This is a genomic window from Methylobacterium sp. C33D (assembly GCF_053345825.1).
The window spans coordinates 70,054-93,072 of record NZ_JBKFAV010000022.1 but is presented as its reverse complement, the minus strand read 5'-3'; the positions used below and the strand labels follow the sequence as shown (position 1 = coordinate 93,072).

20 protein-coding genes and 1 pseudogene are annotated in these 23,019 nt (G+C 71.0%); 15 read left to right on the top strand and 6 right to left on the bottom strand.

The window, feature by feature from the left end:
* Positions 1-176: 176 nt before the first annotated feature.
* The 3 genes and pseudogenes from ACLBXO_RS18665 to ACLBXO_RS18655 all read left to right on the top strand — a co-directional run.
* Complete coding sequence (locus ACLBXO_RS18665; RefSeq protein ID WP_447686266.1) at positions 177-467, top strand: hypothetical protein; 291 nt, start codon at positions 177-179, stop codon at positions 465-467.
* 199 nt (positions 468-666) lie between these two features.
* Positions 667-909, top strand: coding sequence for a DUF6538 domain-containing protein (locus tag ACLBXO_RS18660; RefSeq protein ID WP_447686265.1), 243 nt, complete (start codon positions 667-669; stop codon positions 907-909).
* Positions 840-1,473 (top strand): annotated as a pseudogene (locus tag ACLBXO_RS18655) (IS3 family transposase); the annotation flags it as partial. The gene ACLBXO_RS18660 and the pseudogene ACLBXO_RS18655, both read left to right, overlap by 70 nt.
* On the opposite strand, the gene ACLBXO_RS18650 reads toward ACLBXO_RS18655, so the two are convergent.
* Together ACLBXO_RS18650 and ACLBXO_RS18645 are read right to left on the bottom strand one after the other, a co-directional pair.
* Positions 1,458-4,673 carry a glycosyltransferase family protein gene (locus ACLBXO_RS18650; RefSeq protein ID WP_447686264.1) on the bottom strand — a complete coding sequence of 1,072 codons (3,216 nt, stop codon included), beginning with the start codon at positions 4,671-4,673 and terminating at the stop codon, positions 1,458-1,460. The pseudogene ACLBXO_RS18655 and the gene ACLBXO_RS18650 overlap by 16 nt on opposite strands.
* Positions 4,674-4,705: 32 nt before the next feature.
* Positions 4,706-5,701 carry a glycosyltransferase family protein gene (locus ACLBXO_RS18645; RefSeq protein ID WP_447686263.1) on the bottom strand — a complete coding sequence of 332 codons (996 nt, stop codon included), beginning with the start codon at positions 5,699-5,701 and terminating at the stop codon, positions 4,706-4,708.
* A gap of 218 nt (positions 5,702-5,919) precedes the next feature.
* On the opposite strand from ACLBXO_RS18645, the gene ACLBXO_RS18640 reads away from it, so the two are divergent.
* From ACLBXO_RS18640 to ACLBXO_RS18585, 12 genes are all read left to right on the top strand, one after another.
* On the top strand, positions 5,920-7,557 hold the full coding sequence (locus tag ACLBXO_RS18640; RefSeq protein WP_447686262.1) for a hypothetical protein: 1,638 nt from the start codon (positions 5,920-5,922) through the stop codon (positions 7,555-7,557).
* Positions 7,557-9,344: a glycosyltransferase gene (locus ACLBXO_RS18635; protein WP_447686261.1), complete on the top strand. Its 1,788-nt coding sequence runs from the start codon at positions 7,557-7,559 to the stop codon at positions 9,342-9,344. The genes ACLBXO_RS18640 and ACLBXO_RS18635 overlap by 1 nt, the downstream gene beginning before the upstream one ends.
* Before the next feature lie 1,090 nt (positions 9,345-10,434).
* Entirely contained in the window at positions 10,435-11,466 is a 1,032-nt protein-coding gene (locus ACLBXO_RS18630) for an ABC transporter substrate-binding protein (protein ID WP_447686286.1), read from the top strand.
* Positions 11,467-11,502: 36 nt separating this feature from the next.
* Positions 11,503-12,366 carry an ABC transporter permease gene (locus ACLBXO_RS18625; RefSeq protein WP_331317384.1) on the top strand — a complete coding sequence of 288 codons (864 nt, stop codon included), beginning with the start codon at positions 11,503-11,505 and terminating at the stop codon, positions 12,364-12,366.
* Positions 12,366-13,184, top strand: a complete 819-nt coding sequence (locus tag ACLBXO_RS18620; protein ID WP_331317386.1) for an ABC transporter permease — start codon at positions 12,366-12,368, stop codon at positions 13,182-13,184. Before ACLBXO_RS18625 ends, ACLBXO_RS18620 begins: the two co-directional genes overlap by 1 nt.
* Positions 13,165-14,391: an ABC transporter ATP-binding protein gene (locus ACLBXO_RS18615; RefSeq protein WP_447686260.1), complete on the top strand. Its 1,227-nt coding sequence runs from the start codon at positions 13,165-13,167 to the stop codon at positions 14,389-14,391. Before ACLBXO_RS18620 ends, ACLBXO_RS18615 begins: the two co-directional genes overlap by 20 nt.
* A complete protein-coding gene (locus ACLBXO_RS18610; RefSeq protein ID WP_331317388.1) occupies positions 14,388-14,996 on the top strand; it encodes a glutathione S-transferase N-terminal domain-containing protein in 609 nt (202 codons plus the stop codon). The genes ACLBXO_RS18615 and ACLBXO_RS18610 overlap by 4 nt, the downstream gene beginning before the upstream one ends.
* Before the next feature lie 478 nt (positions 14,997-15,474).
* Entirely contained in the window at positions 15,475-15,897 is a 423-nt protein-coding gene (locus tag ACLBXO_RS18605; RefSeq protein WP_331317389.1) for a RidA family protein, read from the top strand.
* Positions 15,894-16,568 (top strand): DUF1028 domain-containing protein, encoded by a 675-nt coding sequence (locus tag ACLBXO_RS18600; RefSeq protein ID WP_331317390.1) that lies wholly within the window; start codon positions 15,894-15,896, stop codon positions 16,566-16,568. The genes ACLBXO_RS18605 and ACLBXO_RS18600 overlap by 4 nt, the downstream gene beginning before the upstream one ends.
* Positions 16,569-16,626: 58 nt before the next feature.
* Complete coding sequence (locus ACLBXO_RS18595; RefSeq protein ID WP_056530311.1) at positions 16,627-17,574, top strand: LysR family transcriptional regulator; 948 nt, start codon at positions 16,627-16,629, stop codon at positions 17,572-17,574.
* A gap of 61 nt (positions 17,575-17,635) precedes the next feature.
* The gene (locus tag ACLBXO_RS18590; protein WP_331317393.1) at positions 17,636-18,091 is read left to right on the top strand and encodes a type II 3-dehydroquinate dehydratase; all 456 of its coding nucleotides are present in this window, start codon (positions 17,636-17,638) and stop codon (positions 18,089-18,091) included.
* Positions 18,088-19,020, top strand: coding sequence for a 2-hydroxyacid dehydrogenase (locus ACLBXO_RS18585; RefSeq protein ID WP_447686259.1), 933 nt, complete (start codon positions 18,088-18,090; stop codon positions 19,018-19,020). The genes ACLBXO_RS18590 and ACLBXO_RS18585 overlap by 4 nt, the downstream gene beginning before the upstream one ends.
* A gap of 98 nt (positions 19,021-19,118) precedes the next feature.
* Here the strand turns inward: ACLBXO_RS18585 and ACLBXO_RS18580 are convergent, their stop codons facing one another.
* The 4 genes from ACLBXO_RS18580 to ACLBXO_RS18565 all read right to left on the bottom strand — a co-directional run bounded on the left by ACLBXO_RS18580 (position 19,119) and on the right by ACLBXO_RS18565 (position 22,998).
* Entirely contained in the window at positions 19,119-20,369 is a 1,251-nt protein-coding gene (locus ACLBXO_RS18580) for a flavin-containing monooxygenase (protein WP_447686258.1), read from the bottom strand.
* Positions 20,370-20,754: 385 nt separating this feature from the next.
* Positions 20,755-21,042 carry a hypothetical protein gene (locus ACLBXO_RS18575; RefSeq protein ID WP_447686257.1) on the bottom strand — a complete coding sequence of 96 codons (288 nt, stop codon included), beginning with the start codon at positions 21,040-21,042 and terminating at the stop codon, positions 20,755-20,757.
* Between the two features lie 264 nt (positions 21,043-21,306).
* On the bottom strand, positions 21,307-21,642 hold the full coding sequence (locus ACLBXO_RS18570) for an AtuA-related protein (protein WP_447686256.1): 336 nt from the start codon (positions 21,640-21,642) through the stop codon (positions 21,307-21,309).
* An 18-nt stretch (positions 21,643-21,660) separates the two neighbouring features.
* Positions 21,661-22,998 carry an acyclic terpene utilization AtuA family protein gene (locus ACLBXO_RS18565; protein ID WP_331313670.1) on the bottom strand — a complete coding sequence of 446 codons (1,338 nt, stop codon included), beginning with the start codon at positions 22,996-22,998 and terminating at the stop codon, positions 21,661-21,663.
* Between the last annotated feature and the right edge of the window lie 21 nt (positions 22,999-23,019).

The following is a 23,019-nucleotide window of genomic DNA, read 5'->3' as shown; positions in this document are numbered from 1 at the left end:
CGATGGTACGGACGGACTGGAATAGTTCAGGCGATAAATAAGAATGTGCGAGGCGCTGAACCATCAGCAAGTTTGCATCGTTGATTTTACTCGTGTTTGACATTGAAATTCTCCTGAATGGCGACCGTGTTTAGGAGACACGTTCGCACTGCCTTTATTTAGTCAGGAGATCATAAATGATGGGATTTCACCTCACGGAGGTTTATGAGGCCCTATCCGACCTTGGTTTGGTTCGTTCCAAGCGCCACTTCTCTCGCGTTCTGGGTCATCACTGGAGCTACCTCCGTGATGTAGAGAAGCGGAACAACGACGCGTTCCGTGCGCCCCCTGAGACGGTGGCACGACTGCGGACATACCTTCTGGCCCTGACCGAGTTCCTGTCTAAGGCAAGTGCCGCAGAGATCGGGCGGATCGTTGCTCGGATCGATCAGCACATAGCCATTTCCGAGGTGCTTGCACGGAGATGACCGCCCCTACATCGAGCCCACGATCCTCCCCTACATGGAAAAAATTTCAGCACCTAAGACACTGATAAAACTGCATTTTTGCTTTTAGGCGGAGCATCCCTCCGTCTCCGCCATCAAGCCCTAAGACATTGCAGAAACAGGGTTTTCTCGCTTCGCCCGACCCGCTTTCGTGGCACCGTGTCACCGTAGCCGAGAGGTGATGGGGCCCGCGGTGCGGCGCGTCGACCATCTGCGATGCCGCTATGGGCGCTGGTCCGTGCGACTCAGGGTGCCGGCCCACCTCGTCGCCACGATCGGTCGGACCCATCTCGTCCGATCTCTCGACACCGAAGACGAGAGTTCACGCCGGAGTTCAAACGCGAAGCGGTCGCCCTGCCGGAGAGCGGCGGCCGGCCGCAGATGCGGGTCGCGGCCGAGCTCGGGATCCAGCCTGCGATGCTGAGGCAAGGGTGCGCCACGCTGAAGGGGGCGGCGCCCCGGCCGCGCTCTGCCGGATCGACGGGAGCCTCGCCGCCGAGCCCGGTCGCGTCCCCGTCCGATCAGGCCGCCGAGATCGCCTGACTGCGGCGGGAGCTCGACCGCACGCGCACGGAGCGCGACGTGATAGAAGAGCCGTCGGCATCTGCGCGGAGATGCCCGAGTGACCTTCGCCGTCATCGAGCAGCATGCGCGGCCTTGGCCGGTGCGTCTCATGTGCCGCGTGCTCGGAGTCTCACCCAGCGGCTTCTACGGATGGCGGTCACGGCCCGCGAGCGCCCGCTCCACGCGCAGCCGTGCGGATCTCGAAAGCGGACGCATGATCCGCCGCTCCTGCGGGAAAGGTGCGACCGAGCGCCGCCCGAACCGACAAGCGCCGACAGACGCGAGTGCCTGCCAAGTTCAATCAAACTTCGGACGCTCGTGCGCACGCGGCGAGGACGGCGTACCGGGGACGAGGCGCCGGCGAGATGCCGTCGGCCTCCGACGAGCCCTGGCTCCTGGCGGGCCGCGTCATGACGCGGCGGTGACGTGCGTTCGGAACAAGGTTGCCAGCGTCCGCAAGCTCTTGCTGTGCGGCTCAGCCAGCGAGACGGTGCAGACGCTCGGATCGACGTCGGGAAAGGGAGCGGTGATGCGCACTGTGCGCGCATCGACTTTCAGGACGGGAGCACGCCACGCCTGACCGTCCGCGGTCCGAATGACCGCGAAAATCTCCTTCGGAAGCCTTGGAGACACGGGCGAGAATTCGACTTCCGCAGCCCAGAGCTGCCCCGATACGACCGTGATCGCATCCGCGCATTCTGAGAGGCTGTGGCGCAGGCTGACGCTCTGCGGCGGCCCGTTGATGACTCTGCGAGGCTCAGGAATGAAGCGCGCCGGATCTCCGGTGTCGGGCGCGATGAAGACGGACGCGATGTCGTCGAGGACACGCAGCTGACCGCCGGCGACTTGTGCGATCGCGAGGGCATGGCGGCCGAACTCAAGTCCGGAAATGTCGATATGGCCGCAGTAGCCCGACGTCGCTGCGGCAGGTTCTCCATACCACGTGGCCACGTCCGGACGCGGATCGCTCTGAAGGGCGACCCACGATGTCCCGCTGCGGCCGGTCAGCCGCAGGTAGATCGCCTTCGGCGGCGGTCCCGAGACGTGCAGCCACCCGCGCAGGAACACGGAGGCCCGCGCGACCACCGACGTGAGATCCAGACTTCGGTTGAGGCGCTCGTCCGTGCGCAGCACGTCGAGGCGGCAGCCGCACTCGCTGCGCCGGATCGGCCTCAATGTCAGCCGCCGGACGGCGTCGGGCAGCTCCGGAACCGGGCGCGCCCGTGCGCCCGCCGTCGCGGCGGACGGCGCGGCGGACGGCGCGGCCGGAGCGTGGGCGGCCTCGTCCCACTGGATCGCGGTGCTGGTCCACGAGGCTGCATTCGTCCGCAGCCCCAGAGTCTCGAGCCGGAGGTCGAACCCGTGTCGCAGGTGGCTGGGTACCCGTCCGTGGCGGAGGGGCCGCGCCTCGATCAGGCGCTCGTAGAGAGCGCGCACCGACGCGAGGTGGCTGTCGACGTCGGGGAAGGATTTGCGGCCGATGAGGGCCTGCATCCGGCCCAGGCGTGCGCGATCGTAGTGCAGGCCGATGAGACGGGTGCGGACGGCGCCGGCGTCGTCAGGCGGCACCTTGAAACCGTCGATCCCGTCCTCGACGCGCTCGGCGAGGGCGCCGATATCGGCGACGATGGGGACGAGGCCCGCCTGCCACGCTTCGGTCAGCGCGATCACGAACGTCTCGGGCCAGGTCGAGAGGTGCAGCGAGACATCGCACCCGGCCAGCAGGCCGCCGATCGCGTGCGGCTCGTAGGCGCCGGTGACGCTGACCTGATCCGGTCCGAAGCCCGCGACCGCGTCGCGGTACGGGTCGTCGATCCGGCCGATCACCTTGAAGTGGATGGGATAGGCCTCGCAGCTGCGGATCAGGTTGATCGCCTGCTGCCCACCCTTGTGGGCCGCGAGGTTGCCAAGGATCGCGACGGTCAGCCGATCGGCGTCGCGCTTGCGCCGGGCGACCGACCGCGCGTCGGCGGGTGCGGCGGTCGGCGCCACCATCGGGATCGCGACGATCCGCTCGGCGGGAATGCCCGGGAAATAGCGCCTGAGGTATCGCGCCGTCTCCGGCGTGCTCGTGACGAACGCGTCGATCGCGTCGGTCACCAGGGTCATCATGCCGTCGCGGCGCGCCTTCGAGCCGGGCGGATAGTTGTTGCCCGAGACCAGGCAGGCGTCGCACTGGTCCGCGCCGCGATTGACGACGTCGCAGAACCGGCCGTTGTGATCGAGCAGCAGCCAGCGCTCGCAGATCAGGAAATGGTCGTGCAGGTGATAGACGGTGGGTATGCCGCAGGCCCGCGCGATGAGCGGCAGGGACAGCGGGACGTGCATCAGATGATGGATGTGGACGAGGTCGACCTGATGCTCGAACAGCAATCGCTGGACGAGTCCCTCCACGAACGGGTCCGTTGAGAGCGGCGGCGTGACGGCGCCGCAGGCGAAGCTCTCCGCGATCCCGGGCCCCTCGAGCCGCAGCGACCAGCGCCCGTCGCCGAAGACGGGGAACAGGAACAGGACCCGGTACGGCTCGCCGAGTTCGGTCAGCAGTTCCTGATAGACCTCGACCCCGCCAAAGGGGCGATGCCCCATCCGGTTGTGCGTGAGCATCAGGACCGTGCGGATCGCGGTCTTCGCCCGGTGCGGCCGACGCGCCTGCGCCTGCCGGTGGTCGCTCACCGCGTCCAGGATGGTCGCGACGCGGTGGTCGTAGAGGTGTTCGGCCCGCGTCCGCGCCTGCGCGGCGCGGGCGCGGGCGATGCGGGCCTCCGGCTCGGTCAGGGCCGTGAGGATCGCCTCGACCGCACCGGCCTCGTCGCCGCAGAGGGCGATCTCGGCGCCGGGCGCGTAGTACGCGGCCGTCTCCGGCTCGGGCGAGACCACGACCTGGTAGCCGCCGGCGAGCGCGGTCTCGAACAGCCGCGGCGGCGGCGTCGAGCCGGTCGCCTGATCGGCCCGCGCCGACGAGAAGATCCGAGGCAGGGTCAGCACGACGCGACTGCGGTTCGCCAGCAGAGCGAAGTCGCGGTTCCCGCAGCGCCAGTCCGTGACGAGCGCCTCGTCCTCGAGCTCGGGCGGGCCGATGTGCTCGTTCCACGGCAGCGCCAGCTTGAACTTCACGTCCCGCGGCAGCTTCGCCGACAGCGCGTTCAGGGTCGCGACCCGGTTCGGCCACGCCGTTCCGATGAAGAGGAGATCGTAGCGGTAGCGCGCGTCGTCCTCGATCACCGCCAGATCGTGGAAGTGCGACGAGGCGCCGAGAGCGAGGTGGTGCGCCCGCCCCCCGTAGGCCGGGACCGTGGCGCGGTCGTTCGTGAAGACCAGATCGAAAGCCGCCGAGCCGCGCACGTTCGCCTCGCGCTCGTACGGATCCTCCGTGGTCCAGAGCACGCTGGTGCGGGCGAGCCCCGCGAGCCGCCCGACCAGGGGCGCGTGCGCGCGGGCGCCGCCGAAAGCGATCAGCGTGTCGAGGCCCTGCTCGACGAAGGTGACCAGGGCATCGCCATGCCCGCCGACATGGACCCGGCCGACCACAGGATGGCGCCGCAGCGCGTCCGCGATGGCGAGCACGAGGTAGCGATTGTGCGTCTGCGGCTCGGTGTCCAGCAATAGGATCGACAGGTCGGACATGGTCGGTCGGGTCTGTCTCAGCGGCGACGTGATCAGGCCGTGACCGTCAGGCGGCTCAGGTCGAGCAGGCGGGCCGCCCGATGCCGGTAGGTGTGCTCGCGCAGCGCCCGCGCCTGCGCCCGGCGCGCGATCGCCTCGATGGCGGCGGGCTCGTCGAGCGACCGCTCGATGGCGCGCGCGATATCGGCCGCGCCGTCCACCAGCAGGATCTCCGTATCCGGCTCGAAATGCGCGCAGACTTCCAGACCGGTGACGAAGAAGGCCTGCGCCGAGCCCGACAGGGCGACCTCGAAGGTCCGGGGCCCCGGCGTCGCCTGCGGGAGCGACAGCCGGCGATTGGCCACGTCGAGGTCGCGGCCGATATTGAGCGTCAGCCGGGCCGCCGCGGCGTAGTCGGCCATCTGCGCCGGCGTGAGGCGGCGGTTCACCGCGCACCGGAGCGTGTCCGGCCACCCGGCGCCCAGGATCTCCACGACGTGGCGGCACAGGAGATCGTCGATCCGACGCATCAGGGCGATGCGGTTCGGGTAGGCGACGCCGCAGAAGAACAGGACGGTCTCCCGCTCCGCGACCGGGAGGATCGGCCGGAAGTGCCGGTTGGGCGCGGCCGCCAGCGGCAGGTGATGGACGTCCGGGTGACGGTAGTGCTGCGCCGCCCAGGAATCGTTGCTCACGACGATGTCGGCGTAGAGTTCCGCCTTGAAGGCGTAGTCGAACTCGTACGGGTCATCGGTCAGCCAGAAGATCAGCACGCCGCCGACGGCGTCCACCGCCCGGCGAAGCGCGCGCAGATCCGCCAGATCAGGCACGAGGCTTCCGACCGCGACCACGACATCCGGGCGGGACGCCCGGATTGCCGCGACCGCGAGTTCCAGAGGCGCCTGCATGACCCGCTCGGCGCCGAGAAGTTCGCCGAAACCCTCGGCGAGATCGCTCCGGATCCCGGGATTTCTGTTGAGCGCATCGGGGAAGGTGCTCGTGACCAGCACGTGCGGCCCGGCCAACGAAATCGCGCTGACGAAATTCATCCCTCTTGACCTCGGCGAAACAGGCCAGTTTTGTTTGCAGGTTAACGCCAATCGTAAGTAGACACGCAACTGTCGCGTGTCCATTTCGGACATTAATTTCCCCCAACCTCCTGTCGCGCGGGAAAAACCGGACACTCTACTGTTGGCAATCAGGAAGTATGGAACGGGATAAACTGGCAATAGGCGCGCCGACCCCACCGGGAGAGCCGTGCGCGGAGGTGCTGCACCCCTTCCTGCCGTGGTTGACCGGCCGCCTCCTGCTGTTGGGGCCGAGGCCCGACGCGGGGGGCAGGGCGCGCTGGGCTCCCGCCGCCGAGGTGGTCACAACGGCGGATGGCGCCGACCTGCCGGCCGCGACGCGCTTCGATGCCGTCGTCCTGCTGGGTCTTCCGCCCGGTCGCGACGACGGGCGCGGGTGCGTCCTCGACGCGACGATCGCCTGGGCCCAGGAGCGGCTGCGGCCCGGCGGGCGGCTGATCCTCGTCATCGACAACGCCCTGTCGCTCCCCGGCCTCGCCTCGGGGTCCGAGACGGCGGGGGAGCGCGGCTTCCCGAGCCTCGAAGGGCGTCCCCGATCCGACGGCGCCCGGCTGCCGACGCGGGCAGGCTTGAAGCGGTCCCTGCGGGCCCGCGGCCTGGTCCATCAGGATTGGTGGTTCCCGTTCCCGGATCAGGGGCGGCCCCTGAGCCTCATCGCCGAGCGAGGATTGGAGCGCCCGGGGGGGTTCGACCCCGGGATGCTCGCCATCGGCGCGGCCGGCCCGGATCCCGCAGCCTGTGCGGGCGCGCTGTTCTCGCCGCGGCGCGCCTGGGCGCAGGTGGCGGATCTGGGGCTCACCGGCGATCTGGCGCCGGCCTTCGCGGTCGCGGCGTCGGCAGCGCCGCTGCCGCCGGATGACCGGCTGGCGATCCACGTCGGACTGCGCCGCCGCCCGGAATTCGAGCGCTTTGTCACCTTCTCGGAGGCCGGATCGCGGATCGCGGTGCGCCGCGCGCGCGCGAACCCCGGTCTTCCCGCCGCGGTCGCGGGGGTGACGAACCTGTTGCCGTCGGAGACCTACGTGCCGGGCCCTCTCTGGGCGTCGGATCTCGAGGCCCGTCTGGCGCGGGAGGGCTGGTGCCTGGACGCGGTCTCAGCCTGGGCCGGGACGTGGCTGGCGGCCGTCTCACGCTGCTTCGCGGACGGCGCGCCGCTGGGACCGGACACGATCCTCCCGGCACGGGCGCTCGACGCCATCCCGAAGAACCTCGTCTCCGGCCCGGCGGGCACGTTCATAGACCTGGAATGGGACCTCGGCGTCCCTCTGGACGCGGGTCATCTCGCCGTGCGCGGCCTCGTCAACGCGCTGACCGACGCGCCGGACTGGCGGCCCGGCGGAGCGGCCGGCCTGACCCTGCTGGACGCCCTGCGCGCCCTGCTGCCGAGGCTCGGATTCGCCCTGGACGATGCGCAGCTCGCGGACCGGCTGGCCCGGGAGAGCCGGTTCCAGTCGATCGTCAGTGACCATGTGATCGAGCGCGGTCTGGGCTGGGCGGCGGCGACCCGGCTTCCGGCCGGCAATCCGGCCCGGAGCGGCGCGGATCCGCGCGCGGCGCTCGCCGAGGCGTCCGCGGAGATCGCCCGGCTGCGCGAGGAGAACGCGGCCCTGCGCGCCGCGCGCGCCGCCGCCGCCGCCGCGCATGCGGACGCCGAGCGCGAGAGCGCCCGCCGCACCGACCGCGTGATCGCCTACGCGGCCGAGCTGCACCGCGCGCGCGACCACCTTCAGGACGCGCTCGAGACCCGCCGCGCTTCGTCCGGCTACGGGCGCCGTCTGCCCCTTCGCCTCCTGCGCCTGCTCAGAGGAACCCCGTGATGCGGCTGCTCGTGGCCTGTGACCACCTCGCGCTCACGGGCGGCCTCCTGCGCTTCGAGCGGGTCGGGCGCGTGCTCGCGCGTCGCGGACACGCGTTCGCTTTCCTCACGCTCGGCACGGGCGAGGACGGGTTCGAGACGCGTCACCGCGTCCTGCACCCCGAGGAAGCCGCGCGGGAGCGCTGGGACGCCGTGATGGTGCCGGGCGGCGGATTCCCGGATGCCACGATCGAGGGCTTCGCGGACCTCCGGGCCCCGAACTTCGGCGCCCGGATCCAGCACTTCCTCAACGCCCCGGCGCGGCGGGACGCCTACGCGCGCGTCACGCGGACCTTCGCGCCCGATCTCGTGGTGGCGAACAACGACCACTGGGACGATGCGGCCCTCGACGCCCTCGGCCTGCCGTGGCACCGCCTCGTCGGCGCGGTCGATACCGGGCTGTTCGCGCCGCCCGTCTCGCGGCCCGCGCGCGGTGGGCGGCGCCGGCTCGGCGGCATCGCCAACAAGCGCCCCGCCGCGCAGCTCGCGGCGCTCGACAGGCTCGGTGACGCGTGGGCCCTGCACTGGTTCGGACGGCCGGACTGGGGGCTGGTGGGCGCGCGCGCCGATCTGGTGGCCTCCGGCCGCCTCGTCGTCCACGGGCCGCTGGTCGAGGCCGACCTGCCCGCGTGGTATCACGGGCTCGACGCGTTCTGCAGCGCGGAGGCGCATGCCGGCTGGTGCAACCCGGCCGCGGAAGCGATGGCTTGCGGGACGCCCCTCATCACGACCGTGCACGGCACGCTGGCTTTCGCCGCGAACGCCGTGACCGCCCTGGTAGTCCCGGACGGTCCGGAGGCGGCGCTCGGTGCCGCAGTCGCGGAGGCCGCGGACCAGATCGTCGGCGATCCGGCCGGCGCCGCGTCCCGCGCCGAAGCGGGACGGGCACGGATCCTCGCGCTCGACTGGGACACTTACGCGGACGGACTGCTCGCCGCCGTCGCGGAGGCGATCGCGCTGCGGGCGGACCGGGACACAGCGGTGCGCCCGTCCGGCACGCCGCCCCGCGAGACCGTGCAGCGCCTCGCCGACCTCGCGAGCCGGGACGGACCCCTGCCGGAGGACTTCGACGCGCTCGGCTATATCCGGCTGCATCCGGACCTCGCGGCGCTGTTCGAGCACGCGTGGCAGGGGCAGCTGCACTACCTCGAGCACGGCCGGCGGGAGGGCCGGATCTACCCCTCGAATCTGACGCGGGCGCAGCAGAAGGCCGCCCAGGCAGCGCGGATCGCGCTCGCGGTCGACGGGCTCGACGGCTCCGGCAAGTCGAGCATCGCGCGGCACGTCGCCGAGGCGCTCGGCGCGACGGTGCTCAATCCGTTCAGCGGTCAGGTCGGTGCAACCCTGGTTTATCTCGCCCGAACAGGGCAGCACGCCCTCGCCGACGATGTGGCGCACGCAGCCGTGGCGGCGGCGATCGCCAGCGCGCCGGCCGGACCGGTCGTGTTCGATCGGCATTGGTTCACGGCCTCGCAACTCCTGTCGCCGACCTTCCGACGAGGCTGGGAGCCGCGTCCGTTCACCGTGATGTGCTGGGCTGACCGCCCCACCACCATCGCCCGCATGGTCGCCCGCGGCGTGCCCAACCCGTCCGAGCAGATGACGGAGACCCGAATCGCCGGCTACCGAACCCTTGCGGCCGAATTGAAGGTGCCCCTGCTCGATACCTCATCCATCACGCCCGAGGAGGGCGCGGCACAAGTGCTGTCAATGCTGCACGACGCGCGGGCGTGCGAGCCTGCCGTTTGAGCGGGCAAGCAGCTTGTCCGCGTGAACACGCCGGTCGACGGAACACGGAGGAGCCAGTCGCTTCGAATGACGGCCGGCAAGTTCGCCGCCATCATCCGAGCGGTGATCGACCGAGGCGCTCTCCACCATGCCGCACGGCTCACCTCCGGGGTCAGCGATAGCGACGGCCGATGCAGCTCCACGGCGCTGCTACCTCCGAGCTGATCGACAGCGCACTTCAGGTTGCGCTCTCGCCTCGCGCTGCGAGGTGCAAACCGGGCGATCAACGGCTCGAGGACATGCGGACGGCGAAGGCATGCTGCAACTGAGCGGCTGCTTGGCCCCCAAGCCTGGGCAGCGCCGCGGCACGGCTTGAACGTCCGGATGCGGAAGCCGGTGCTGTGAGCTGACCGCGGCAGATCGGGGGCGAGGCGGCGCGATCTCATCGGCCGAGGCCGGCGCCGCCGCCAGTCCTGGGGCCAGATCCCTCGTCCAGCAGGATCGATCGGCTGTCCCGGCCGATCAGGCTGGCCCTACGTGATCATCGACCCTCGGGCCGGCCACGGGCCCGGCTCACCGCGTCGCCGTCGACCGGGCGATTCTCCGGGCGCCCCGTGCGGGCCCGCGAGCCGGTCGCCCGAACCGGCGCCTCTGCCCGGCCGTGCTCAACCTCCCGCCGCGGTCTCGAGCTCAATCCGATCCCGGCTGAAGGCTGCCTCAGGATTTCCGATCCAGAGGCTTCCGGAAATCGTGCTTGATGAGCGGGGGCGGCCATTTAGCCTTCCCTGTCGAGATACGCCTCAACGTGAGGACAAACCACGCGCCACGCGACGGTGACAGGACGTCCTGCAAGAGCGCGACGCAGACCCTCGGCGGTGGCGCGGGGGGCGCCTCCGGAGAGGCAGGTCAGAAAGGGGCGCCAGTATTCCGTGCGGCCGTTCCCGAAGGTTGCTCCGATGGCGGGCCGACGCGGCATGATCGAAGATCGAAGACGCCTCTCGGCAGCGCCGATTTCGATCGAAATCTGAGAAGACGCCGCCAGATCGCGTCGCGCGACCGGCATTCGATTTGCCTGACAGGTGAGACTACAGAGAAAGGAACCGTCGACGTGATGCGTCTTCTGACCCCGCTCCTCGCTGCCTCCGCCCTGGTCGCATCCGTCATCCCGGGACAGGCCGCCGAGAAGCTCGTCGTCAGCACCTGGGGCGGCAGCTTCCGCGATCTGATCGACGAGGCCATCGCCACGAAGTTCAAGGCGGAGACCGGTGCCGAGGTCGAGTACATCACCGGCGGCACCATCGACCGGCTCAACAAGGCCAAGCTCGCCAAGGACGCGCCCGAGAGCGATGTGACCTTCACGACCGCCCATGTCGGCTGGCTGTACGTCAACGACGGCCTGTTCGAGACGCTCGACCTGGCCAAGATCCCGAACGCGACGAACCTCGTCGAGCAGGCCCGGGTCAGCCCCGCGCATCTCGGCACTTGGGGCTACGTCTACACGATCGGCTACCGCGCAGACCTCGTGCCCAAGGGCATGACCTTCGGCTCCTGGGCCGATCTCTGGGACCCCAAGCTCAAGAACAGCCTCGCCGCGCCCGATTTCGACCCGAGCCACATCATCGCCGTCTCGGCGCTGCTGTCCGGCGGCGATCCGGCGACCTGGGAGAAGGGTCAGGCCAAGCTCAAGGCGCTGAAGCCGAACTTCCGGGCCTTCTACACCAACGACGCGAACAGCCAGCAGCTGATCGCCACCGGCGAGACGCCCGTCCAGGTCGTCCTCACCATGAACGCCTACTACATGAAGGGCCAGGACGTGCCGATCACCGTCGTGATCCCGAAGGAGGGCGGCGTTCTGGGCATCGACACGGTCGCGATCAACAAGGGGTCCAAGAAGGCGGAGCTCGCCTACAAGTTCATCAACATCGCCCTCGATCCCGACGTGCAGGCCAAGATCGCGCTGCTGAAGAAGGGCAGCCCGACCGTCACCAACGCCAAGGTCGATCCCGAGATCGCCAAGCTCCCGGGTGTATTCACCACCGCCGAGCAGTGGAAGAGCCAGGCTATCAATATCGACCCGAAGCTCCGGGCCGAGAAGACCGCTCTATGGCGCAAGTGGTTCGCCGAGAACATCATGGCACGCTAGGGCCCGCGCCATGCGCCTCGCTCGACGGGAAGCCTCATGACACCCGCGATCCGCCGCCGGCCCTTCCTGCCGCTGTTCGTGACGCCGGCGGTGCTGATCGCCGCCGCGATCGTGGCCGCCATGGCGGCGATCCTGCGCTACAGCCTGCACGCCTACGTGCCGGGCTCCCTCGACGTCGGCGGGCTCACGCTGGAGAATTTCTCCGATCTCGGCCGCCCGATCGTGCTCCGGGCGCTGCGCGACACGGTGCTGATCTGCTTCGAGACCGCGCTGATCACCCTGGTCGTCGGCTACCCCGTCGCCTACGCCCTGGTGCGCACCCGCTCGCTCCTGCTGAAGTCCGTCATCCTGATCGTCGCGGTGACCCCGCTCTTCCTCGGCGAGGTGGTGCGCACCTATGCCTGGACGGTGGTGCTCGGCAATTCCGGCTTCGTGAACGCCACCTTGCGCCAGCTCGGCCTGATCGAGCGGCCGATCCAGCTCATGTTCACCGAGCTCGGGGTGATCATCGCCCTCGTCCACGTCACGCTGCCGGTGATGGTCATCATGCTGGCAGCGGCCCTCGCGCATATCGACCGCGACTACGAGCGCGCGGCCCAGAGCCTCGGCGCCGGGCCGGTGCGCGCGTTCCTCACCGTGACGCTGCCGCTCTCGATGCCCGGCGTAGTGGCGGGCTTCACCACCGCCTTCGCCTGGACCTTCAGCGCCTTCGCGACGCCCCAGGTGATCGGCGGCGGAAAGGTCGGGGTCGTCTCGACGCTGGTCTACCAGCTCGGCCTGTCCTCCTTCAATTTCCCGGTCGCGGCGTCCCTGAGCCTCGCCGGCCTCGTCCTGGCGCTCGGAACGATGTGGCTCGTGCGCCGCTGCGCCCGCCCGCTCGAAGCGCTCGGAGGCCACTGATGCGCCGCGGCCTCCGCACCCGGCTTCTCGGGATCTCCGGGAAGGTCCTCGTCGGGCTGATCCTCGCCTTCATCGTGCTGCCGGCCTTCGTGGTGACGCTCGCCGCGTTCAACGACCGGGCGATCCTGAGCTTTCCGCCGGCCACGTACTCGACGCGCTGGTTCGCCCGGGCCCTCACCTACCGGGATTTCCAGACGGGCCTGTGGAACAGCCTCGTCGTCACCGCCTGGGCCTCCTCGATCGCGCTCGCCGTGGGCACCGGCTTCGCGATCGCCCTGAAGCGCTACGCCTTCCGCTTCAGGGCGGCGCTGGAGGGCGTGCTGCTCTCGCCGCTGATCGTGCCGCACTTCACCATCGGCCTCGGCCTCCTGGTCCTGGCCACCGGCATCGGTGCGGCGCGGGGCTTCTCCGTCGTGGTCCTCACCCACGTCGTGGTGGTCCTGCCCTTCGTGATCCGCTCGGTCTACATCTCGCTGCAGAACCTCGACGAGCGGCTGGAGCTGGCCGCCGCGAGCCTCGGCGCCCGGCCGGGCCGCGTGCTCGCCACCGTAACCCTGCCGCTCCTCGCGCCCGGCCTCGCCAGCGGCTGGCTGTTCGCGGCGATCCTGTCCTTCAACGAGTTCACCGCCTCGCTCTTCGTGACGGGGCAGGCGACCCAGACCTTGCCGGTGGCGATGTACGGCTACGTCCGCGAGTTCGCGGACCCGACGCTCGCGGCCGTCTCGGTGATCTACATCGCGGTCACGGCCCTGGCCCTGATTGTCGCCAACACCTTCCTCGGGCTCGGCAAGGTTCTGAATGTTGAGCAAGGCTCTTGATCTCACCGCGCCGGCGACCCTCCCGGGCGCAGCCGCGCCGCCCCGGGCAAGCCCGGCGGTCCGCCTCGACGGCGTGGTCAAGCGCTTCGGCGCGGTCACCGCGCTGGAGGAGAGCTGGCTGCGGGTGGAACAGGGCGAGTTCCTGACGCTGCTCGGACCCTCGGGCTGCGGCAAGACCACCCTGCTCAACCTGATGGCGGGCTTCCTGGAGGCGGATGCGGGGGAGATCTTCATCGGGGACGACCTCGTGACCGCCACTCCGCCCTACGAGCGCGAGGTCGGTATCGTCTTCCAGAACTACGCCCTGTTCCCGCACATGAGCGTCGCGAAGAACGTCGGCTACGGCCTGCGCGTGCGCGGCGTGCCGAGACGGGAGATCGCCGAGCGCGTGGAGGAGGCCCTCGCCCTCGTGAAGCTCTCCGGCTTCGCGGACCGCTCGCCCCGCCAACTCTCCGGCGGGCAGCAGCAGCGCGTGGCGCTCGCCCGCGCCCTCGTCATCCGCCCGAAGGTTCTGCTCCTCGACGAGCCGTTCTCGGCCCTCGACAAGAACTTGCGCGGGGCGATGCAGGTCGAACTGAAGGAGATCCAGCGCCGGCTCGGCGTGACGACGGTCTTCGTCACGCACGACCAGGGCGAGGCGCTGAGCATGTCGGACCGGATCGTCGTGATGTCGGCGGGTCGCGTCCGGCAGATCGGCACGCCGGATCAGGTGTACCGTCACCCGCAGGACCGCTTCGTGGCGGGCTTCATCGGCGACGTGAACATCCTGCCCGGTCGCCTCGAGGCGCGGGTGGGCGAGCGCGCGACGGTCGCGATCGGTGACCTGCGCCGCGAGGTCGAGGCCGGCGCCCTGGGCGACAGTGCGGTCGGCGCTGCGGTCGAGGTGTTCGTGCGGCCGGATCACCTCGGCGTGCGCCCGGCGGGCGAGCTCGGTACCCTGCCGGCCCGGGTCGCGGCCCTCGTCTACCAGGGCTCGCACATCGACCTGCATATCGACCTGCACGCCGAACTCCGCTCCGATCCCGTCAGGGGCGGGCGGGTGGTGGTGCGGATGCCGGGGCACGGGGCGCTCGCCACCTACGCCCCCGGATCCCCGGTGGCCCTGCTCGTGCCGCAGGCCGGCCTCGTCGCCTTCCCGGCCGAGCCCGGAAGCCCGGATGGACAAGCGGGCCGGACGGTCTCGGGACAGGACGCCGCGGCCCGATGAAGCTCCTCTCCGCGCGAACCTCGCCCTATGTCCGCAAGGTCCTGGTCCTGGCCCACGAGACCGGTCAGGCCGAGGCGATCGAGATCGTTCCGGTCACGGCCTCGCCGACGGAGCGCAACCCCGAGACGGTGGGTCACAACCCGCTCGGCAAGATCCCGGCCCTGGTGCTGGCCGATGGAGCCGCGCTGTTCGACAGCCGGGTGATCTGCGAGTACCTCGACGCGCGCTCCGCCGGCCCCCGCCTCTTCCCGGAGGGGGAGGCCCGTTGGGACGCACTCGCCCGCCAAGCCCTCGCCGATGGGCTGCTCGATGCCGCGCTGCTGCTCCGCTACGAGCGCGTGATGCGGCCGGCCTCCTCGCGCTGGGATGCCTGGGAGGTGGGGCAGATCGCGAAGGTCGCCGGCGCCCTCGACCGGATCGAGGCGGCCCGCGTCGGGCCTGCGGGCGCGCTCGACATCGGCACGGTCGCCACGGCCTGCGCCCTCGGCTACCTCGATTTCCGCTTCCCCGACCTCGGCTGGCGCACCGGACGGCCCGCCGCCGCCGCGTGGTACGCGGCGTTCAGCCGGCGGCCGTCGATGCAGCGCACGAAGCCCGAGGATTGACGCGCGGCCCCAGCGCGAGGCGGCGCAGGATGGGCGATGACGGACGCGAAGCCGGCGACCCGGTCCGGCGTTCTCACACGCGTCCGGAGGGGCGTGACAGAAGTGACGCGCGGCGGATCCCCCGCCTCACCGGACCGACCGGATCGGCACGGTCGGCACGCGGCACGGGGCCCGAGGCCCCCGAAGCGCGGCGCCCGCCCCGGGCCCTCGGCGGCTTCGGATTTTCCAAACTACGACCCCAGCAAGTGATTGTTGTTGAGACCGACCGGATTGATATCCTCGACGCGCTCAAGCCTGAAGGCGGGCGCCACCGTTCGATCCCGATGCGTCGCGCGGCCGGGTGCGTGCCCTCTGCCCGCCGTGGCAGGCCGCCCTGTTCGCGGGGGCGCCCTGTTCTCGGGGCGCCCTGTTCTCGGGGCGCCCCTTGGCGCCGCACCGACAGGCAGCCCGCGCTCTTGCCCGAGGTAGGAACGACCCGATGACCGTCCACAAGCGGATCCGTCCCTTCAACACCCGCGACACCTATCCGGAGCAGCAGCTCGACAACGATCTCTGCCAGACCGTGGTGGCCCGGGGCCAGATGGTATTCGTGCGCGGGCAGATCGGTCAGGACCTCGACAGCTCCGAGAGCGTCGCGATCGGCGACGCCGCCGGTCAGACCGAGAAGGCGATGGCCAATATCGCGATGCTGCTGGAAGAGGCCGGGTCGCGGCTCGAGCACATCTGCAAGATCACGATCTACCTCGTCGACCCGCGCTACCGTGAGCCGGTCTACCGCACGGTCGGCCGCTGGTTGAAGGGCGTCCATCCGGTCTCGACCGGGATCGTGGTCTCCGCGCTCGCCCGGCCGGAGTGGCTGGTCGAGATCGACGCCATCGCGGTCATCCCGGAGGCGGCATGACGTTCTCGATCGTGGCGCGCTGCGCGTCGACCGGCATGTTCGGCGTCGCGGTCTCGTCCTCCTCACCCGCCGTCGCGGCGCGGTGCGCCCATGCCCGCGCGGAGATCGGCGCGGTCGCGAGCCAGAACGTGACCGACCCGCGGCTCGGCCGGCGCGCCCTCGATCTGATGGCGCTCGGCGCCGACGCCGCGGAGACCGTCGCCGTCCTGCGGCGGACCGGCGGCCCGATGGCGTACCGCCAAGTGCTGGTCGTGGACGCGGCCGGCGGCACGGCGATCCATTCCGGGCCCAGGGCGCTCGGGACCTGGGCCGAGGCGCGCGCCGAGAACGTCGCCTGCGGCGGCAACCTTCTGGCCGACGCGCGCGTGCCTGCCGCCATGGTCGAGGCCTTCCTCGGCACCTCCGGCCATCTCGGCGACCGTCTGCTCGTCGCGATGCGGGCGGCGCTCGCCGCCGGCGGGGAGGCGGGCCCGGTGCGGTCGGCCGGCCTGATGCTGGTGCGCGAGGTCGCGTGGCCCGTCGCGGACCTGCGCGTCGACTGGACGGAGGATTGCCCGATCGCCGGCCTCGCGGCGCTGTGGGACCTCTACCGGCCGCAGCTCGACGCCTACGTCACCCGCGCCCTCGACCCGGTCTCCGCCCCGAGCTACGGAGTCCCGGGCGACCTATGATCGAGGACGGGACGCGAGGCGGCATCGAGGTCGGTCGGCCGCGCGCTGAAGGCAGCGAATGCGGTTCACCCTGCGCCAGCTCGAATACTTCATCGCCGCCGGCCAGACCGGCAGCATCACGCTCGCCTCCGAGCGCATCCACATCTCGCAGCCCTCGATCTCGACGGCCATCGCGCATCTGGAGCGGGAACTCTCCGTGCAGCTCTTCGTCCGTCACCACGCCCAGGGGCTCACGCTGACGCCGATCGGCCGCGAGGTGCTGCGCGAAGCCAAGGCCCTCGTGGAACAGGCCGAGGGGCTCTACACCCTGGCCTCGGAGGCGGGGGGACAGGTGCGGGGGCCCCTCTCGCTCGGCTGCATGGTGACGCTCGCGCCGATGCTCGTGCCCGAACTCGCCCACGCCTTCACCACCGCCTTCCCGGCCACGCAGATCCGCTACGTCGAGGGCGACCAGGAACAGCTCATCGTCGGCCTGCGCCGTTCCGAGACCGAGGTCGTGCTGACCTACGACCTGCACGTGCCGGACGACATCCACTTCACCCCGCTCGTCGACCTGCCGCCGCACGTTCTCGTGGCGGAGGGACATCCGCTGGCGGAGCAGACCGCCGTCGCGATGGCCGACATCGTGGACGAGCCGATGATCCTCCTCGACTTGCCGCTGAGCCGCGAATACTTCCTCGCCCTGTTCATGGCCGAGGGTTTGCAGCCGAAGATCGCCGCGCGCTCCGCGCACCAGGAGGTGGTGCGCACGATGGTGGCCAACGGTCACGGCTACACCCTGTTCAACGTGCGCCCGCGCTCCGACCTCGCGCTCGACGGGAAGCGGCTCCGGCGCGTGCGGCTCGCCGGCACGCACCGGCCGATGCGCATCGGCCTCGCGCGCCTGAAGCAGCTCAACCGCTCGCGCCTCGTGGAGGCCTTCGAGACCCATTGCCGGGCCTTCATCTCGGACGCCTACATCCCCGGCATGGTCGCGCCCGCCATCGAGCGGCGGGTGCCGCGCTGACGCCGTGCCCGGCGCGGCGAGCCCCGAGGAACGCCCCGAGGAACGCCCACAGGAGAGCTCCATGACCGCGCCGATCCCGATCCTCTTCCTGAACGGCCCGAACGCCAACCTGTACGGGCTCGATCCGAGCGGCACCTACGGCACGGAGAGCTTCCCCGCGCTCAGGACGCGCTGCGAGCGGCACGCCGAGAGCGTCGGGGTCGGCCTCGACTTCCGGCAGTCGAACCACGAGGGCGTGCTCGTGGACTGGATCCAGGAGGCGCGGGGCACGGCCGCGGGCCTCGCCGTCAACGCGGCCGGGCTCACCTACACCTCGGTGGCGATCCTCGACGCGCTGCTGGCCTTTCCCGGCCCCATCGTCGAGGTTCACATGAGCAACATCTGGAAGCGGGAACCCTTCCGTCACCATTCCTACGTCTCGCGGGCGGCGACCGGCGTGGTCGCGGGGCTCGGCGGCCTCGGCTACGAGCTGGCCATCACCGCCCTCGCCACCCTGGTGCGGGAGGTCCGCGCGTGACCGAGACCCTCGTCTTCGCGAGCGCCGTCGATCCGATCGAGCCCTGGCGCGAGGCGCTGGAGGCGCTGCTGCCGGACGTGCGCGTCAGGGCGCCGGACGAGATCGGGCCCGGGGACGATGTCCGCTACGCGTTGGTCTGGAAGCCACCGGCCGGCTTCTTCGCGCGGCATCCGGGCCTGCGGCTCGTCACCATCTTGGGCGCGGGCGCCGACGCGCTCGTCGGCCGGGACGACCTGCCCGACGTGCCGATCACCCGCCTGTCCGACCCCGAGATGGCACGGATGATGACCCACTACGTGCTGTTCGCGGTGCTGCGCTACGCCCGCGACATCCCGGCCTTCGAGGCGGCCCAGCGGGCCGGCCGCTGGCACTACGTCCATCCGCGCGAGGCCCGGGAGATCCGGGTCGGCGTGCTGGGCCTGGGCGAGCTCGGCGGCGCGGCGGCGCTCGAACTCGCGCGGCAGGGCTTCTCCGTCGCCGGCTGGTCGCGCACGCCGAAGGCGCTTCCCGGGATTGACTGTCGCGCGGGGCCGGACGCGCTGATCCCGTTTCTCGCGCGGAGCGAGATCCTGGTGGTGATGCTGCCGCTGACCCCTGAGACCCGGCGCTTGATCGGGGCGGACGAGCTCGCCGCGCTGCCGCGGGGCGCCGCGCTCGTCAACGTGTCGCGCGGGGCCGTGCTCGACGAGCCCGCGCTCGTCGCGGCTCTGGCGGCCGGCCATCTCGGCGGGGCGACGCTCGACGTGTTCGAGACCGAGCCGCTCGCGGAGGGGCACCCGCTCTGGGCGATGGAGAGCGTGCTCGTCACGCCGCACCTCGCCTCGGTGGCGATCCCCGCCTCCGCGGCGCGGCAGATCGCCGAGAACATCCACCGGGTCCGCGCGGGCCGCGCGCCCGAGCACCGCGTGGACCTGGCGCGGGGCTACTGAGGACCTCGCACGGGACACCCGTCGCGCCGTCTCGCGCAACGGGTGATCGGCCGGCGAGCGGGCGTCTCGTGCGGGGGCCCCGGCGCGGTCCGGACCCGTCAGGCCCGGGTATAGGCGTCGTAGTTGCGCTGGACCACGATGTGGTCGGCGATGTGCTTCGCATCCTGCCAGCAGCCGTAGATGAAGGCGGAGGCGCGGTTGGTCAGGTCGGGCAGCCCGAGGAAGTAGATGCCGTTCTCCGCGGAGACGCCGCGCTTGTGCAGGGGCATGCCCTGCTCGTCGAACGCATCGACGTCCAGCCAGCTGAAATCGTACTTGAAGCCGGTCGCCCACAGGATGGTGCCGATGCCGGCCTCGCGCAAGTCGAGGCTGAGGATCGGCTCCCGGAGGCAGTCCGGGTCCTCGTAACGCCGCCACGCCTCGGGCTCGGGCGGCAGGTCCATGCCCTTGCGCGCGATATAGGCGTCGGCGTCTCGGAGGACTTCGAAATAGGCCTCGTCGCCGTCGGCGATATTCCGCACGAGGTCGTCCGCGAAGTGGAGGGCGCCGCTCTCGTACGCGCGGGTCACGCCGACCAGCGTGACGCCCATATGCGCCAGGCGCCGGAAATCGACGGTCCGCCCGCCCTCGTAGCCGCTCACGGCGAAGGCGACGTGCCGCTTCTTGCGCTTCGACTTCACTTCGTCCCAGAGACCGAGCGCGCCCAGCCACCAGCAGTAGTCCCGCTGACGATAGGCCCGGGGCGGCCGGTAGTGCTCGCCCACGGACAGGTAGACTTGCCGTCCGGCCTTGCAGAGCTCCTCCGCGATCTGCGAGCCCGAAGCGCCGCATCCGACGACCAGCACGGCGCCGTCGGCCAGTTGGCCCGGGTTCTTGTAGGTCGAGGAGTGCAACTGATCGACCGCCGCCTCGCTCGGAACGATGTCGGGGAACGAGGGCACTTGGAACGGCCCGGTCGCCGCAACGACCCGCCGCGCCTCGAAGATGCCGTCCGAGGTCGTCACGGTGTATCCCGGGCGACCCTGGCAGTGCCTGACGTGCCTGACCTCCACGCCGGTCCGGATGGGGGCCGCGATCATCGCGGCGTAATCGGTGAAGTATTTCGCGACGCGATCTTTGCCCGGAAAGGCGTCCGGATGCACATCCTCGAACAGCATGTTGGGGAAGCGGTCGTGCCAGGCCGGCCCGTTGGCCACGAGGGAGTCCCAGCGCATGGAGCTCCAGTTCTCCGCGATACGGCTCCGCTCCAGCACGATGTGCGGGATCTTCGAGGCGCTGAGATGCTCGCTCATCGCGATACCCGACTGGCCCGCCCCCACGACCAGGGTGTCGGTGGTCTCGACTGCCATGTCAGCTCCCGAAAACTCGCGGACCCTTCGATCACGGAATCCGCCGGCGGCGTCAGCGCCGGCCGAACTCGACCTGCTCCACACGGGATCAGTGATGTGATTGGTCAGTGAGGTCTGCTGGAACGGGGCGCAGATGAGAAGTACGATTATCTTATGGGGCGCTTCGGAAAATGCGAATCGCCGGATCCTGGCTGAAGGCAGCGCTGCGCGGACCCCATTCCGTAGGACGGAAGCGGCGAGACAGCGAGGCGATGGCTCGGTCTCGCCCTGGAAGCGGGTCGCGATGCGGTGCACGCTCTCCGACTTCGCGGATCCGAATCCGTTGCCGGCGGCCGACCTGCGCGACGGCAGCCTCCTTCGCGCGGCGCCCGCCTCGGGGCCTCTCTCAGACGGCCCAGTCCGCCGCCAGCGCGGCGGCCGCGTACCGGGCGCGCGCCGCGGCGTCGCGCGGGAGCCCGGCGCGCTCGCACCACGCCGCGAAGATCTCCGGCTCGATCGGCACGCGCACGACCTCGACGCCGCTGCGCTGCACCTCCCGCTCCATCTGCTCCGTGGCGACGCGCCAGGTCTCGTAGTCGGGCGGCAGCTTGGCACCGTCCGCGAGGCTGGTGCGCAGGGCTGGGTACTGCTCCGGGGTGTACCAAGGCAGTCCGACGCGGCGGGGACGGTCCATCTGGGCTCTTCGAACGGTCACGCTGAACGACCGTCAACGGTCATGGGCGCCCTCCGGTTCGCATCCGGATCGCGGGCGGGCCGCGATCATGCCGCAGCGGCCGAACGCCCGATGGCCGCCCCGGCGGCGAGCCGCTAGCCGGCGGGGATGGATCCGCTCGTTCTGGCCCTCGTGGCCGCGACCCTCACCTTCTCGAGCTTCGTCGTGCTGCTCGGCTGGCGCTGAGCCTCGGGATCGCGCGTCGGGCCGGCGGGGCCGGCGGCCTCACCGCGGCGGCGCGCGCCCGGCTTCGGGCCGGTCCGGGATGTCCAGATCGAGGAGCGCGGAGCCGAGGCCCTTGCCGTGCGCGTCGAGGGCGAGGGAGCGGGTGACGCCGCCGCCGAGCGCGCCCGTGAGCACGAAGTTCAGCGCCCCGAGCTTCGGCAGCGCGTAGCGGGTCACATCGCCGGCCACGATCGCGCGGAAATGCGCCCGCACCCGCTCGGCCGTGACGTGCGCCGCCAGGTGCTCGTAGTCCGCCGCATCGTAGGCGATCAGCGCGATGTTCGACGTGTTGCCCTTGTCGCCCGTGCGGGCATGGGCGAGCGCGCGCAGCTTCATCCTCGGGACTCCCGGCTCTCAGGCTTCGACGACGTGCACGCGCGGCCGGGCGAGCGCGGCCGGGACGAGGACCGACTGCACCGCCACCACCTCGCGGGCCGACTTCCAGGCACCGCCGCCGCCGGCCGGGCCGTTGGTGTAGAGCGTCTCGACCTCGTTGCCGATCCGCACCGCCTCGGCGTGTGTGTCGGTCCGACCGGCGACCCGCAGGCGGACCTCGTAGGGCTCGCGCCCGCCCGACAGCGCCGCGCCGTGGAGCGCGTCGACGCCGATCAGGTCGCAGCGCAGCTCGGTCGTCGCCACGCCGGTGAGGGCGAGGCGCTCGCGCACCACCGCCAGGGCGAGGCGGCCGCGGGCCAGGGCACCGGGCCCGGCGTAGGAGATCTGCCCCTCGCCGATATACGAATCCACGTACCCGACCGAGACCTTCAGGAGGCCCGTCGCCGGCGCCCCGGTCGCGCCGCTCACGCGGACGCGGTCGGGGCCGGTCTGCTCCATCGCGACGCCGGAGAAGTCGCCGACCACGTCCGGCTGGATGTAGCGGGCCGGGTCGTGCACCTCGTAGAGCAGCTGCTCCTTGCAGGTGGCGAGGCTGATCCGGCCGCCCGAGCCCGCGACCTTCGTGATCTCGACCGTGCCGTCCTCGGCCACGATCCCGATGGGGAAGCCGAGGCGCGCGAGGTCCGGGACGTCCTTGAAGCCCGGATCGGCGAAGTAGCCGCCGGTGATCTGGCCGGCGCATTCGAGGAGGTGCCCCGCGAGGGTGCCGCGGCCCAGGCGCTCCCAATCGTCCATCGCCCAGCCGAAGGCGTGCACCAGGGGGGCCAGGAACAGGGCCGGGTCGCCGACGCGGCCGGTGATGACCACATCGGCACCGTCCGCGAGGGCGGCCACGATCGGCGCCGCGCCGAGATAGGCGTTCGCCGAGACGACGCGGTTGCCGAGGCTGGCGACCGGCTCGCCGCTCTCCTCCAGGACGAAGTCGCCCGCCCGGACCGCGTCGAGCAGGTCGTCGCCGGTCACCGCGGCGATCCGCAGGCCGGCGAGGCCCATCTCCCGCGCCAGCGCCCCGGCCTTCCGGGCGGCGGCGACCGGGTTGGCCGCGCCCATGTTGGTGACGATGCGGACGCCGCGGGCCCGGCACGGCCCGAGCACGGCCCGCAGGCGCGCCTCCAGCAGCGGATCGTAGCCGCCCGCGGGGTCGCGCAGCTTCGCCTGCTGCGCCAGCGCGATGGTGCGCTCGGCGAGGCACTCGAACACGAGGTAGTCGAGGTCGCCGCGCTCGGCGAGTTCGACGGCGGGCTCGATGCGGTCCCCGGCATAGCCGGCGCCGGCGCCGAGGCGGACGGTTCTCATGGCGTGCTCTCCGCTGTCAGA

Coding starts and splice junctions, on each gene's coding strand:
- ACLBXO_RS18665 (WP_447686266.1), top strand. CDS start 177: ATGATGGGATTTCACCTCACGGAGGTTTATGAGGCCCTATCCGACCTT.
- ACLBXO_RS18660 (WP_447686265.1), top strand. CDS start 667: ATGGGGCCCGCGGTGCGGCGCGTCGACCATCTGCGATGCCGCTATGGG.
- ACLBXO_RS18650 (WP_447686264.1), bottom strand. CDS start 4,673: ATGTCCGACCTGTCGATCCTATTGCTGGACACCGAGCCGCAGACGCAC.
- ACLBXO_RS18645 (WP_447686263.1), bottom strand. CDS start 5,701: ATGAATTTCGTCAGCGCGATTTCGTTGGCCGGGCCGCACGTGCTGGTC.
- ACLBXO_RS18635 (WP_447686261.1), top strand. CDS start 7,557: ATGCGGCTGCTCGTGGCCTGTGACCACCTCGCGCTCACGGGCGGCCTC.
- ACLBXO_RS18630 (WP_447686286.1), top strand. CDS start 10,435: ATGCGTCTTCTGACCCCGCTCCTCGCTGCCTCCGCCCTGGTCGCATCC.
- ACLBXO_RS18625 (WP_331317384.1), top strand. CDS start 11,503: ATGACACCCGCGATCCGCCGCCGGCCCTTCCTGCCGCTGTTCGTGACG.
- ACLBXO_RS18620 (WP_331317386.1), top strand. CDS start 12,366: ATGCGCCGCGGCCTCCGCACCCGGCTTCTCGGGATCTCCGGGAAGGTC.
- ACLBXO_RS18615 (WP_447686260.1), top strand. CDS start 13,165: ATGTTGAGCAAGGCTCTTGATCTCACCGCGCCGGCGACCCTCCCGGGC.
- ACLBXO_RS18610 (WP_331317388.1), top strand. CDS start 14,388: ATGAAGCTCCTCTCCGCGCGAACCTCGCCCTATGTCCGCAAGGTCCTG.
- ACLBXO_RS18605 (WP_331317389.1), top strand. CDS start 15,475: ATGACCGTCCACAAGCGGATCCGTCCCTTCAACACCCGCGACACCTAT.
- ACLBXO_RS18600 (WP_331317390.1), top strand. CDS start 15,894: ATGACGTTCTCGATCGTGGCGCGCTGCGCGTCGACCGGCATGTTCGGC.
- ACLBXO_RS18595 (WP_056530311.1), top strand. CDS start 16,627: ATGCGGTTCACCCTGCGCCAGCTCGAATACTTCATCGCCGCCGGCCAG.
- ACLBXO_RS18590 (WP_331317393.1), top strand. CDS start 17,636: ATGACCGCGCCGATCCCGATCCTCTTCCTGAACGGCCCGAACGCCAAC.
- ACLBXO_RS18580 (WP_447686258.1), bottom strand. CDS start 20,369: ATGGCAGTCGAGACCACCGACACCCTGGTCGTGGGGGCGGGCCAGTCG.
- ACLBXO_RS18575 (WP_447686257.1), bottom strand. CDS start 21,042: ATGGACCGTCCCCGCCGCGTCGGACTGCCTTGGTACACCCCGGAGCAG.
- ACLBXO_RS18570 (WP_447686256.1), bottom strand. CDS start 21,642: ATGAAGCTGCGCGCGCTCGCCCATGCCCGCACGGGCGACAAGGGCAAC.
- ACLBXO_RS18565 (WP_331313670.1), bottom strand. CDS start 22,998: ATGAGAACCGTCCGCCTCGGCGCCGGCGCCGGCTATGCCGGGGACCGC.